This window comes from Corallococcus aberystwythensis, assembly GCF_003612165.1.
Classification (GTDB): Bacteria; Myxococcota; Myxococcia; order Myxococcales; family Myxococcaceae; genus Corallococcus; species Corallococcus aberystwythensis.
Map to the genome: position 1 here is coordinate 1 of NZ_RAWK01000273.1, position 12,916 is coordinate 12,916.

At 69.8% G+C, this 12,916-nt stretch carries 12 protein-coding genes and 1 pseudogene; 1 reads left to right on the plus strand and 12 read right to left on the minus strand.

Annotation, left to right across the window (positions count from 1 at the left end):
• Window positions 1-373 precede the first annotated feature (373 nt).
• The 7 genes from D7W81_RS33395 to D7W81_RS33425 form a co-directional block, all read right to left on the minus strand.
• Entirely contained in the window at window positions 374-1,123 is a 750-nt protein-coding gene (locus tag D7W81_RS33395) for a hypothetical protein (protein WP_244227584.1), read from the minus strand.
• A 180-nt stretch (window positions 1,124-1,303) separates the two neighbouring features.
• The gene (locus D7W81_RS33400) at window positions 1,304-2,056 is read right to left on the minus strand and encodes an ABC transporter ATP-binding protein (protein WP_120559456.1); all 753 of its coding nucleotides are present in this window, start codon (window positions 2,054-2,056) and stop codon (window positions 1,304-1,306) included.
• Window positions 2,053-2,940, minus strand: coding sequence for an ABC transporter ATP-binding protein (locus tag D7W81_RS33405; RefSeq protein WP_120559457.1), 888 nt, complete (start codon window positions 2,938-2,940; stop codon window positions 2,053-2,055). Before D7W81_RS33405 ends, D7W81_RS33400 begins: the two co-directional genes overlap by 4 nt.
• Complete coding sequence (locus D7W81_RS33410) at window positions 2,937-4,013, minus strand: branched-chain amino acid ABC transporter permease (RefSeq protein ID WP_120559458.1); 1,077 nt, start codon at window positions 4,011-4,013, stop codon at window positions 2,937-2,939. The genes D7W81_RS33405 and D7W81_RS33410 overlap by 4 nt, the downstream gene beginning before the upstream one ends.
• Entirely contained in the window at window positions 4,013-4,933 is a 921-nt protein-coding gene (locus D7W81_RS33415) for a branched-chain amino acid ABC transporter permease (protein WP_120559459.1), read from the minus strand. The genes D7W81_RS33410 and D7W81_RS33415 overlap by 1 nt, the downstream gene beginning before the upstream one ends.
• An 18-nt stretch (window positions 4,934-4,951) precedes the next feature.
• Complete coding sequence (locus tag D7W81_RS33420) at window positions 4,952-6,163, minus strand: ABC transporter substrate-binding protein (RefSeq protein ID WP_120559460.1); 1,212 nt, start codon at window positions 6,161-6,163, stop codon at window positions 4,952-4,954.
• 147 nt (window positions 6,164-6,310) lie between these two features.
• Entirely contained in the window at window positions 6,311-6,634 is a 324-nt protein-coding gene (locus D7W81_RS33425) for a hypothetical protein (RefSeq protein WP_147445710.1), read from the minus strand.
• 360 nt (window positions 6,635-6,994) lie between these two features.
• Here D7W81_RS33425 and D7W81_RS33430 point away from each other — a divergent pair, with 360 nt between their 5' ends.
• Window positions 6,995-7,867, plus strand: coding sequence for a YsnF/AvaK domain-containing protein (locus D7W81_RS33430; protein WP_244227585.1), 873 nt, complete (start codon window positions 6,995-6,997; stop codon window positions 7,865-7,867).
• A gap of 93 nt (window positions 7,868-7,960) precedes the next feature.
• Here D7W81_RS33430 and D7W81_RS33435 read toward each other — a convergent pair whose 3' ends face one another.
• The 5 genes and pseudogenes from D7W81_RS33435 to D7W81_RS33455 form a co-directional block, all read right to left on the minus strand.
• Window positions 7,961-9,394, minus strand: a complete 1,434-nt coding sequence (locus D7W81_RS33435) for a serine/threonine-protein kinase (RefSeq protein WP_244227586.1) — start codon at window positions 9,392-9,394, stop codon at window positions 7,961-7,963.
• Window positions 9,395-9,497: 103 nt separating this feature from the next.
• Window positions 9,498-9,809 (minus strand): hypothetical protein, encoded by a 312-nt coding sequence (locus D7W81_RS33440; protein ID WP_120559463.1) that lies wholly within the window; start codon window positions 9,807-9,809, stop codon window positions 9,498-9,500.
• Window positions 9,810-9,907: 98 nt separating this feature from the next.
• Entirely contained in the window at window positions 9,908-11,737 is a 1,830-nt protein-coding gene (dnaK, locus tag D7W81_RS33445; RefSeq protein ID WP_120559464.1) for a molecular chaperone DnaK, read from the minus strand.
• Between the two features lie 2 nt (window positions 11,738-11,739).
• Window positions 11,740-12,612 (minus strand): nucleotide exchange factor GrpE, encoded by an 873-nt coding sequence (gene grpE, locus D7W81_RS33450; RefSeq protein ID WP_208721565.1) that lies wholly within the window; start codon window positions 12,610-12,612, stop codon window positions 11,740-11,742.
• Between the two features lie 101 nt (window positions 12,613-12,713).
• Window positions 12,714-12,916 (minus strand): annotated as a pseudogene (locus D7W81_RS33455) (transcriptional regulator); the annotation flags it as partial.

Consider the following 12,916-nt stretch of genomic DNA (forward strand, 5'->3'; position numbering starts at 1 on the left):
CTCCCCTCCCGCCCCCTGCTGCTGGATGGCCAGGAGCCACGTGGGCGCATGCCCATTGCCTGTCTCAATCCGCACCGCATGCCGATGCGCCGGCAGCGTCAGGGCATTGCCCCCGCCGGCCGGCACCATGGGCACCCCACCCGCCGCCACGACCGTGGTCAGCAGGGCTCCCACCCAGGACATCATTGTGATTGCGCCCCCTGTCGTATCCCCGCCCGAAAGGTAGGGACGGAGGCTTCGGGAGCAATCCGGTGGGCGGCATCCGGCGGAGGCGGACCCGGAGGGCCCGACATTCTCCACGCGGACAGGTGAACACACGCACACCGCGCGACGCTCCCGGGACGTGTGGGAGCGTCGCGTCAGCGTCTTGCGGCTACTTCGCCTTGCGACGGCGCGGGGCGGTGGTGCCCGCGTCGGTGGCCGTGCCCGCGTCCATGCCTTCGAGCGTGCCCGCGTCCATGGACGTGCCGGCGTCCGGCGTGGCCGTGGTGATGGCCGGGGGCGGGTTCACCAGCTTCAGCGAGGTGAGGAACTCCTCCGCCGTGGTGTTGGGGTGGTTGGGGTTGTAGATGACGAGCAGCGTGTACAGGCGCGGCCCCACCAGGAAGTTGCGGGCCTTCAGCTCGCCCACCACCGGCGAGCTGACCGTGTAGGACTTGCCGGGGTAGCCATCCAGGGTGACGTCGGACTCTTCCTTGATGGTGCCCTGGACCTGCTTCACCAGGCCGTCCTTGCCCTCGTTCAGCAGGGCTTCCGGAGGACGGCTCGCCACCAGCTTCTCCGGGTAGTCCGCGGTGCTGATGGAGTAGATGGTGCCGTCCTCGGTGCGCGAGGAGAAGGCCGCGGTGTTCACCGTGTTGGCGCCCAGCGGGACCTGCTTGCGCTCAACCTGGGGCTCCGCGGGCATGCCGATGCTGAAGCCTTCGGTGGCCTCGTAGGGCTTGAAGGAAGGGCCAGGGGCCGCGGCGGCGCCCTCGTTGGGCACGTCCTCGATGGTGGAGGTCGCCTGGGGACCACCGGTGCCACCCGAGGAACCGTCGGTCTTCTGCTGGTTGGCGCACGCGCCGGCGATGAGCGCGAGGGTGGTGAGCGAGGCAAGAAGGAGGCGGGACAACGGACGCATGGGCACGCTTCCTGAGAGGGAAGAGGAATGGGACAGGGAGTCCTATCGGACGCTAGACGAAGTGCTCCGTTGCTGACTACCCGAGTTTCCACGCGGCGCGAGGAACTTGCCCCTGCCCCGCCCCCGGAAGCGTCCGGGGGCGGACAACGCGCAACGGGGCCGGAAAGTCGGCGCGGGAGGCTATTCGCCCAGGTACGCGCGCCGAATCTCGGCGCTCTCCAGCAGGGCCTTGCCCGGGCCGGCCATCACCACCTCGCCCGTCTCCAGCACGTAGCCGTAGTGGGCGGCGTTGAGGGCCAGGTGCGCGTTCTGCTCCACCAGGAGCACGCTGACGCCGGTGGCGTTCACCTCGCGCAGCGTGCGGAAGATGGTCTCCGTCACCTGCGGCGCCAGGCCCAGGGACGGCTCGTCCAACAGCAGCAGCTGCGGCTTGCTCAAGAGCGCCCGGGCAATGGCCAGCATCTGCTGCTCACCGCCGGACAGCGTGCCCGCCAGCTGCTTCTGGCGCTCGCGCAGCACCGGGAAGAGGCTGAAGCCCTTGTCCATGTCCTGGCGCACCTGGGCGGTGTCCTTGCGCAGGTACGCGCCCAGCTCCAGGTTCTCGAACACGGTGAGGTTGGGGAAGATGCCCCGCCCCTCCGGCGCGTGCGCCATGCCGCGCGGCACCAGCTGGTGCGCCTTCAAGCCCGTGATGTCCTGCCCCGCGAGCGTGATGCGGCCCGCGGACGGCTTGAGCATGCCGCTCACCGCGCGCAGGGTGCTCGTCTTGCCCGCGCCGTTCGCGCCGATGAGGGCCACCATCTCGCCCTTGCCCACCGTCAGGGACACGCCCCGGAGCGCCTGGATGGCGCCGTAGCGGACCTGGATGCCCTCCACCGACAACAGCGGCTCGAACGCGCGCCGCTCGCCCAGCACCTTCGTAGGCTCGCTCACGCCGCGCCTCCGTGGGACTCCAGGTAGCTGTCGCCCAGGTACGCCTCGATGACCTTGCGGTCGCTGCGCACTTCCGCCGGGGCGCCGCGGGCGATGGTCTCGCCGTGGTCCAGCACGGTGATGCGCTCGCAGATGCCCATCACCAGCTTCATGTCGTGCTCGATGACCAGCACCCCCAGCGAGAACTCGTCGCGCAGCCGGCGGATGAGCACCATCAGGTCCGCCTTCTCACGCGTGTTCATGCCCGCCGCGGGCTCGTCCAGGAGCAGCACCTTGGGGCGCGTGCCCAGCGCGCGGGCAATCTCCAGCCGGCGCTGCTCGCCGTACGGGAGGTTCTTCGCCTCTTCATCGCGCCGGTGCGACAGGCCCATGACTTCCAGCAGATGCTCCGCCTGGCGCGTCAGCTCGCGCTCCTCGGACTGGAAGCCCGGGGTGAGCAGGAGCGCGCGCCACCAGTCGCGGTAGTTGCGCAGCGCCGTGCCCACCTTCGCGGCGGGGCCCAGGCGCACCGGGTGCAGCGCTCCCTGCGCGCGGCAGGCCACCTTCACGTTGTCCAACGCCGTCAGGGCGCGGAACAGGCGGATGTTCTGGAACGTGCGCGCCAGGCCCAGGTGGTTGATTTGATGCGGCACCCAGCCGTTCACGCGCTGCCCGGCCACGCGCACCTCGCCCTCGGTGGGCTGGTACACGCCGGTGAGCACGTTGAACGCGGTGGACTTGCCCGCGCCGTTGGGGCCAATCAGGCCCAGCAGGTCGCCCTGGCGCACGGTGAGGTTGAAGTCCGTAAGGGCCTTGAGGCCCCCGAAGCGGATGCTCACGCCGGAGGCCTGGAGCAGCGCGTCTCCGGAGCCGGATGTCACGGGGGCTGAAACCGCGGTGTTCATGACAGCCCCTTCTTCTTCCGCGGAAGCCACCGGGGCAGCACGTCCCAGAGCTCCTTCGTGCCGAACAGGCCCTGCGGCCGGGCCAGCATCAGCACCACCAGCAGGATGCCGTACACGGGCATGCGGATCTGATCCACCTTCTGCGCCAGGCTGCCCTCCGCGCCCAGCGCGCCGAACAGCGAGCGCAGGCCTTCAGGCAGGAGCGTGAGGAAGATGGCCGCGACGATGGCGCCCGTGCTGGAGCCCAGGCCGCCCAGCACCACCATGACGACGACCTCCATGGACTTCACGAAGGTGAACGAGCCCGGGTTGATGATGGGCACGAAGTGGGCGAACAGGCCGCCCGCGATGCCCGCGAAGAACGACGAGATGACGAACGCGCGGACCTTGTAGCCGGTGGTGTCCACGCCCATGGCCTCCGCGGCCACTTCGTCCTCGCGGATGGCCCACAGGCTGCGGCCGTGGCTGGAGCCCGCGATGCGCCGGGCCACCAGCACCGTCAGGAAGACCCAGAAGTACACCATGGCCACGCTGGAGTACTGCGGGATGCCGGACAGGCCCAGCGCGCGGCCGAAGGCCTCCGTGTTCTGCACCACCACGCGGATGATCTCGCCAAAGCCCAGCGTGACGATGGCCAGGTAGTCCCCGCGCAGCCGCAGGGACGGCAGGCCCACCAGGAAGCCGCACAGCGCCGCGCAGGTGCCGCCCGCGAGCAGCGCCACCGTGAAGAGCACCTGGTCGCTGGCCGCCACCGGGAGGAAGGACAGCGCCACCTCCTTGAGCTCCAGCGACGTGACGCCCGCGATGTACGCGCCCACGGCCATGAAGCCCGCGTGGCCAATGGAGAACTGGCCCGTCATGCCGTTCACGATGTTGAGGCTCACCGCGAGGATGATGTTCACCCCCACCACGGACAACAGGTACGTGGCGAAGGGAGAGGAACCCAGCAGCACCTCCGCCAGCGCCAGGACCGGCACCGCGATGAGCACGGGCAGAAGGCCCCGCAGGGCCGGGGGCACGCGGCCCACGTCCTCGCCGGGCAACGTCGTCACGCCTCCAGACTGGGCCGCCATCAAACCTTCTCCGCCGCGACGCGGCCGAACAGGCCGCCCGGCTTCACCAGCAGCACCAGGATGAGGAAGGCGAAGGCCACCGCGTCACGCCAGGTGCTGGCCGCGTAGCCCACCACGAACTCCTCCACCAGGCCCAGGAGCAGCGCGCCCACCACGGCGCCCGGCACGTTGCCGATGCCGCCGATGACCGCCGCCACGAAGGCCTTGAGGCCCACGTACAGGCCCATGAGCGGGCTCACGGACGTGTCCTTGATGGCGTAGAGCAGGCCCGCGCCCGCCGCCAGCGCGCTGGAGAGCATGAACGTCAGCGCGATGATGCGGTCGGTGGGGATGCCCATCAGCGCCGCGGTGCGGTGGTCGTAGGACACCGCGCGCATCGCCTTGCCAAAGCGCGTGCGGTACACGAGGAACTGGAGCGCGGCCATCAGCCCCACGGCGATGAGGAAGCTGATGACCTGCCAGTTCCACACCACCACGTCGCGGTCCCCGATGATGAACCACTCGCTGGGGACGATGACCTCCGGGAAGGCCCGGGGGGACGCGCCCGGCAGGAAGCCGATGTCCAGCTGGAAGCCGTACGACAGCGCGAACGAGATGCCGATGGCGGTGATGAGCGCCGTGAGGCGCGGCTTCTCGCGCAGCGGACGGTAGGCGAAGCGCTCGATGAGGAAGCCGAGCAGCGCGCACCCCACCATGGCCACCGCGAAGATGACGACCACGCCCCACATGGAACGCTGCGCCTGGCGCCCGAGGGCGAAGGCGGTCGCGTAGCCCATGTAGACGCCGACCATCATCACGTCGCCGTGGGCGAAGTTGATGAGCTTGAGGACGCCGTACACCATCGTGTAGCCCAGCGCGACGAGGGCGTAGATGGTGCCGGAGGCCAGACCGTTGATGAGGTGCTGGAGAAGCTGCGACATGCCGGGGGAGGCCTTGGCTTACGGCGAGATGGTGGTGACGTAGGTGGACTTGCCGTCCGCGACCTTCAGCACCACGGCGGACTTCACCGCGTTGCGCTTCTCATCCAGCGTGATGTTGCCCGCCACGCCGGGGAAGTCCTTCGTCTTCGCGATGGCCGCGCGCAGGGCGGGGCCGCTGGTGTCCGGGGCGTTCTTGAGCGCTTCGATGGCGACGCGCGCGGCGTCATACGCCAGCGCCGCGAGCGCGTCCGGCACCGCGCCGTTGTAGTCCGCCTTGTAGTCCGCGATGAACTTCTTCACGCGCTCGTCCGGGTTGTCCGGCGAGTAGTGGTTGGAGAAGTAGCTGCCGTCGATGGCACTGCCGCCCAGCTCGAAGAGCTTCTCGGAGTCCCAGCCGTCGCCGCCCATCAGCGGCACCTTCAGGCCCAGTTCGCGCGCCTGGCGGGCGATGACGCCCACCTCGCTGTAGTAGCCCGGCACGTAGATGCCCTCCGGCTGCGTCTTCTTGATGGCGGTCAGCTGCGCGCGGTAGTCCGTGTCGCCCTGGCTGTAGCTCTCCGTGACGGTGATCTTCCCGCCCATCTCCGCGAACTTCTGGCGGAACACCTCCGTGAGGCCAATGGAGTAGGCGCTCTTGTTGTCCTGGAGGACGGCGACCTTGTTGAGCTTGAGGTTCTCCCGCGCGAACTTCGCCATCACGAAGCCCTGGAACGGGTCGATGAAGCAGACGCGGAAGATGTTGTCGCCCTTCTCCGTCACGGTGGGGTTGGTGGACGACGGGGTGATCATGGGCACGCCGGCCGCCTGCGCCTTCTCCGCCATGGCCAGGGAACTGGACGAAGCCACCTCGCCCAGGATGAGCACCACCTTGTCCTGGGTGATGAGGCGGGTGACGGCCTGCGCCGCCTCTTCCGGCTTGCTCTGGTCGTCGTACACGCGCACGACCAGCTTCTTGCCCTTCACGCCGCCGGCCGCGTTGGCCTCCTTCAGCGCCAGCGCGATGCCGTTGCGGCTGGAGATGCCGAACGTCGCCTGGCCGCCCGTCAGCGCGCCCACTTCACCGAGCACGATGACGTCGTCACCCGCGGGGGGCGTGCCGCCGCCCTGCGCGGTGGTCGGAGCCTGCGCCGCGGGGGCGCCTCCCGCCTCTCCCGTGGGCTGCGTCTTCTTCTCGCAGGCGGCCGCCATGACGGCGAGCGCGGCGAGGAGCATCGGGGCAAGTCGTCGCATGCGGGGGGTTCCTCCGGGGGAGATGACGGGCAAAGCCCCGGTTTTCTAGGGGAGCCCTCCCCATGGGTCAAGCGCACAGCTTGGCTCAGGACTCCCGCCAACACCCCGGAACAGCGCTGTCGCGAGTCCCCTCCCTGCCCTGCCCGCTCAGGGCTCCAGCCAGAAGTGCTCCCGGCCCGACGGCCCCCGGCGGATCCTCGGAGGCGGGCTTCGGGGCCCGGGCCCGTCCGCCTCGCCGTCCTCCCAGGGCGCCGTGTCCTCGTGCGTCAGGCTCCATCCGGGGGAGGACCCGGCCTCACCGTCCGCAGGCGCGGTGGGCGCCCAGGCGACGGGCGCCAGGTCTGAAACCTCTTCCGGCGCGGATTCCGGAATGCGGACACCGGTACGGCGGCGCAGGAGTCGGCCCGCCACCAGCAGTCCCACCGCACCGGCCATCCACCCGAGTCCCCGGCCTGGCCTCGTGGCTCGCATCGAAAGCTCCTTCGTCGTGCGGACCGGGACGTCCGGGCTCGCACCCACACGGTGGGACGTGGGAACGCGCGCGGCCAGCGTGGGGAGCGGTGACTGCGGCCTTGCACGCCTGCTGCCCTTGCAGGAAGCGGGGAGGTGGCTGGCGACGCACGGGAGCGCGGCTTGCGGCGTGCCGAGCCCCCGGATCAATCAACGGCAGGGGTTTCCTTGTCCGACATTGCAACCACCTTGCGGGTGATGGCCGTGGCGGGCACCTCGTCCACTTCCCCCCAGGAACCCTTCGCCAGCGCGACGGACGGCCCTGGCGCTCCGCTTGCGACCACACCCGACCCGACGTGCAAGGCACAAGGAGCCAAGTCAATGATGATCAAGCGCAACGACATCAAGGAAGGGATGACGGTCCGCAGCAGCGACGGCGAGAAGCTGGGCAAGGTGTTCGCCGTGAGCGAGGGCGAGTTCCACATCGAGAAGGGGATGTTCTTCCCGAAGGACTACCTCGTCCGCCACGCGGAGGTGACCGACATCCGCAACGGGGAGATCTACCTCAACCACGGCCGCGAGGCGCTGCGAGGGCTGTCGGACTCGGACACCGCGGTGATGGCGGGCCGGGGTGGCGGCGCGGGCGTGGGCCCGGGCGCGGTGGGCGCGGTGGGCGCGACGGCCACTGGCAGCAACGCGGGCGGAATTGGCGCGGGGCTGAAGACGGGCACCGCGAAGGTCGGTGACGTTCCGAGGACCGGCATGGACAAGGCCGGCATCAAGGACCGCGACCTGCGCGCGGAGCGCATCGCGAACGAGGACGTCACGCTGCGCACCCACCATGAGGAGCTGGGCGTCACCAAGCACCAGCGCTCCGCGGGTGAGGCCCAGGTGCGGAAGATCGTCGTGGAGGAGATGAAGACGGTGGAAGTGCCCCTGCGCCACGAGGAGGTGGAGGTGGTACGCCGCGTGGCGAAGGACCCCATTCCCGGCGACGTGGCGACCTTCCAGGAGGAGACCATCCGCATCCCGCTGCACGCGGAGGAGGCGGAGCTCACCAAGCGCGCGTACACGGACGAGGAGATCACCATCCACAAGCGCCCCATCGAGGAGCGCCGCAGCATGGAGGGCCGCGTCCGCCACGAGGAGCTGGGGGACGTGACGGTGGTGCGCACGGAGGGCGACGTGGACGAGGAGAAGCGCCGCACCGGCTACAACGCGAGCCCGGACATCGATCCGCTCAAGCGCAGGTAGCGCCACCGGACGGAAGAATGCAGACCTTGTGCTCCGCCCCCGCATGCCGCGCCTTCACGCGCGCGGTGCGCGGGGGGTGGCACGTCCCTGCCTTCAGCGAGGCGCGCGCGTGGCAGGCGTCGCCCGGGTGGGGGCTTCCCGCGCGTGGTCCACCGCGGTCTCCAGCCGCTGCGAGTCGCGCAGCCGCTCCGGGAAGAGCCGTGCCGCCAGCGCCGCCAGCGCCGTGTCACGTGCGGGAGGACACGCGGCCAGCAGCCGATCCGCCATGGCATGGGCGTTGTCGAAGCGGGCCTCCGGGGCCTTGGACAGCGCCACCGACATCACGTTCCACAGGGGCGTGGGCACCTCCGGGGGCTTCGTCAGCTTCTCCTGGCAGATGGCCTTCATGGAGGACAGCTCGTCCTCACGCTCGAAGGCACGCCGGCCCGTGAGGGCCTGGTAGAGGATGAGCCCCATGGCGAACAGGTCGCTGCGGGAATCCAGCTTCTGCCCCAGCGCCTGCTCCGGGGACATGTAGAGCGGCTTGCCCTTCACGATGCCCGGCAGCGTCACCGTGCGCTGCGCGCGCACCTTGGCCACGCCGAAGTCCAGCACCTTCACCTGGCCGTCGAAGCCCACCATCAGGTTGTGCGGCGACAGGTCGCGGTGCACCAGCTCCAGGGGCGCGCCGTCCTCGCCCTTGAGCGCGTGCGCGGCGTGCAGCCCCATCAAGGCCTGCGACACGATGGCGGACACCACCGCCGGCTCCAGCGGCCCCTTGTTGGCGCGCAAGAGCCGGTCCAGGTCGATGCCGTTCACCAGCTCCATGGCGATGTAGTACGCGCCCTGCGCCTCGCCGAAGTCGTAGACGTGCACGAGGTTGGGGTGCGACAGCCGCAGGCCGATGCGCGCCTCGTCCAGGAACTGCTGCACCATCTCCGGCTGCGCCGTCAGGTGGGGAAGGATGCGCTTGAGCGCCACCAGCCGCCCCAGCCCCTCCGGCCCGCGCGTGCGCGCGATGAGCACCTGCGCCATGCCGCCCGTGCCCAGGGGCCTCACCACTTCATAGCGGCCGATGCGCCCCCGGTTGACGGGCGTGCCGTCCACGTCCAGCTCGTCCAGCCGCTCCAGCGGGCCCCGTCCGTCCGTGAGCGCCAGGAAGGACAGCACCGCGGAGTCCAGCTGTTCCCCAATGGCCTCCACCAGCCCCATCACCCGCTTGCCGCCATCATCGAAGTCCCCGTCCACCACCAGGCCCAGTCCGCCCAGGTTCAGCCGCCCCAGGGTGAGCTGCTGGCAGAAGAGCATCCGGCCTTCGCGCAGCTTCCGGGGGCCGCTCCAGTGCGCCGCCTCGAAGACGTCCACGCCCAGCTCGCCCAGGACGCGCGTCAGCACGGGCCCTCGCGTGCCCCGGAGGGACACGAAGCCCGCCTTCGCGTGCACCATGCGGGCGCACTGCGTGAGGAACACATCCAGGCCGGTGTCGAGGTCCAGCCCCCGCTCCAGGCAGTCCTCGAGGATGTCGTCGGCCATCCGGTTCACGGCCATCAGGCCGCGCAGGAAGGCCAGCTCTTCTTCCGGGGATTGGAACGCCACGGCCCCATCAATACCCGAAAACCCGGCGGGGATGGAGCGCCCCTCGGGTGGGACGTCAGACGCGCTCGCGGTCCACGCGGACCACCGCGGCCAGGCGCTCCGGCAGCTCCGGACGCTCGGTCGACGCGCGGGTGACGGGGTGCTCCAGCATGCCGTGCCGGTCCAGCATGTGCTCCAGGTGCGCCACACGTGCGCGCAGCCCCTCCAGCTCCCCGGCGGCCACCTGCCCCCGGGCCTGGACTTCGCGTACGCGCAGCCATGTCTCCACCACGGGCTTGAGGGCGAAGCGCAGCGTGAGGCCGAGCAGGGGCACGCCGACGGTCATGCCGGTGACCATGATGATCATCACGGCTTCTGTCAGTTCCATGGAGAGGCTCCGGAGAGGAAAGAGAGGCGGACGCCCCGGACTACGAACGCGGGGGCCGGGCGATTGCACACCGCCCGGCCGCACGCCGCGGTGAAGCGTCAGCCGGACTTGGCCTGGTCCGTGTAGATGGCGTCCGCGATGCGGTAGGCGCTGCCCTCCAGGCGCTGGAAGGCCTCCTTCAGGGCGCCGGCGTCGGAGGTGTTGAGGATGGAGCGCAGCCGCTCCAGGTCCGCCTGGATTTCGCCGCGGTCCTTCTCCGACAGGAGGTTGGCGTACTCCTCCAGGCTCTTCTCCGTGGTGTAGATGAGCCCGTCCGCGTTGTTGCGCAGCTCCGCCAGCTCCTTCTTCTTCTTGTCGTCCACGGAGTGCGACTGGGCGTCGGTGATCATCGTCTGGATTTCGGCCTCGGTGAGGCCGGAGTTGCCCACCACGCGCACCTGCTGCTGCTTGCCGGTGCCCAGGTCGCGCGCGCTCACGTGCACGATGCCGTTCGCGTCGATGTCGAAGGACACTTCAATCTGCGGCACGCCGCGCGGCGCGGGCGGGATGCCGACGAGCTCGAAGCGCGCCAGCGTCTTGTTGTCCGCCGCCATCTCGCGCTCGCCCTGCAGGACGTGCACGGACACGAGCGGCTGGTTGTCCACCGCGGTGGAGAACACCTGGCCCTTCTTGCAGGGGATGGTGGTGTTCTTGTCGATGATCTTCGTGAAGACGCCGCCCGCAGTCTCCACGCCCAGGGACAGCGGCGTGACGTCCAGCAGGAGGACGTCCTTCACCTCGCCCTTGAGCACGCCACCCTGGATGGCGGCGCCCACGGCGACGACCTCATCCGGGTTGATGCCCTTGTGGGGCTCCTTGCCGAAGAACTCCTTCACCTTCTGCTGCACGCGGGGCATGCGCGTCATGCCGCCCACCAGGAGGACCTGGTTGATGGCCTGCGCGGTGACGCCCGCGTCCTTGAGCGCGATGCGGCACGGCTCGATGGAGCGGTCGATGAGGTCCGCCACCAGGGCCTCGAAGGTGGACCGGTCCACGGTCTCCGTGAGGTGCTTGGGGCCGGACGCGTCCGCGGTGATGAACGGGAGGTTGACCTCCGTCTCCGGGGCGCTGGACAGCTCGTGCTTGGCGCGCTCCGCCGCTTCCTTCAGGCGCTGGAGCGCCATGCGGTCCTTGCGCAGGTCCAGGCCGTTGTTCTGCTCCGCGAAGCGCTTGGCCAGGTAGTCGATGAGGCGCTGGTCGAAGTCCTCGCCGCCCAGGAACGTGTCGCCGTTGGTGCTCTTGACCTCGAACACGCCGGCGGTGAGCTCCAGGATGGAAATATCGAACGTGCCGCCGCCCAGGTCGTAGACGGCGACGCGCTCCGTGGTGGCGTCCTTCACCTTGTCCAGGCCGTACGCGAGCGCGGCGGCCGTGGGCTCGTTGATGATGCGCAGCACGCTCAAGCCCGCGATGCGGCCCGCGTCCTTCGTGGCCTGGCGCTGGCTGTCGTTGAAGTACGCGGGGACGGTGATGACGGCCTCGGTGACGGGCTCGCCGAGGTAGTCCTCCGCCGTCTGCTTCATCTTCATCAGCACGATGGCGGAGACTTCCGGCGGGCTGTAGCCCTTGCCCCGGATCTCCACCCACGCGTCGCCGTTGGGGCTGGGCGCCACCTTGAAGGAGGAGACGCCAATGGCCTTGCGCGCCTCTGGCGAGTCGTACTTGCGGCCGATGAGGCGCTTGGCCGCGAAGACGGTGTTCTCCGGGTTGGTGATGGCCTGCCGCTTGGCAATCTGGCCCACCAGGCGTTCACCGGAGTCGGTGAAGCCCACCATGGAGGGCGTGGTGCGGCTGCCTTCGCTGTTGGGGATGACCACCGGCTCGCCGCCTTCCATCACGGCGACGCAGGAGTTGGTGGTGCCCAGGTCGATTCCAATCACCTTCGCCATGACTACTGACTCCCCCCGGAGGAACTGTCATCGGGCTGCGCGGGCGCCTGGGGCGCCGTGGTGCTGCCTTCTTCTGAAGCCTTGGGTGCTTCCGTGCTGGCGGCGGGCGCGACCGGCTCCGCGGCCACGGCTTGCGGCGGCGCGGCGACTTCAGGCGCGCGGGCGACGACGACCATGGCGGGACGCACCAGCCGGTCGTTGAGGTAGAAGCCGCGCGTCACTTCATAGACGACGTGGCCCGAGGGGACCTCCGCGGTCTCCACCTGCTGGATGGCTTCGTGCAGGCGCGGGTCGAAGGGCTGGCCCTTGGCGGAGAACCCCTTCACCCCGTGGCGGCCGAGCGAGTCCTCGAAGGACTTGCGCGTCATGGCCACGCCCTTCTGGAAGCTGTCGAAGTCGGGGGACTTGCCGGCGGCGTCGAGCGCGCGGTCCAGGTTGTCCACCACGGGGAGCAGGTCCTTGAGGAGCTTCTCCACGCCGAACTTCTGGACGTCCTCCTTCTCCTTCTGCGCGCGCTTGCGGTAGTTCTCCAGGTCCGCGGCGGAGCGGATGGCCCGGTCCTGGAAGTCCTTGGCGCGCTCGTGCGCTTCCTTCAAGCGCTCCAGTGTCTCGCGGGCCTTGGTCTGGCTGAAGTCCAGCTGCGCGCGCAGCGACTCCACCTCCTGGCGGAGCGCGGCCGCGTCCTCGGTGGGGGGAGTGACTTCGGAGGTGGAGGCGTCCGCTTCGGCGGCAGGGGCGGAGACGTCCAGCTCCACCTCCGTGCCCGCGCCGTCGGCGTCCTCGTCCATGCGACGCTCGACGCTGCGAACCGCCTCGTCGATCACGTCCTGCCCGATGTCCGTCTGGATGCTGCCCTTGTCATTGGTACCCGACACGGCGCGCACTATCTCACGCGCCGGGGAGCGATCCAACAGGACCCAGGGGGATGGCGCATACCCGGCGTGCGGGCAGGCGCGACTTCATGGGGAACGGAACTTCACGCCCCGGGCGCGGGTTTCTTGCGGCCCAACGTTTTCTTGGAAGCCGATTTCTTCGGGGCCCGGGCGCCCTTGGGGGCGGCGGGAGCGCCCGCGGTCTTCTTGCGGCCGATGGACTTGTCGGCGGCCTTCGGCTTGCCGGCGGTCTTCGCGCGGGCCGGGCGGCTGGGAGCGGCCTCCGCCTCCGGGGCGGCCTTGGGGG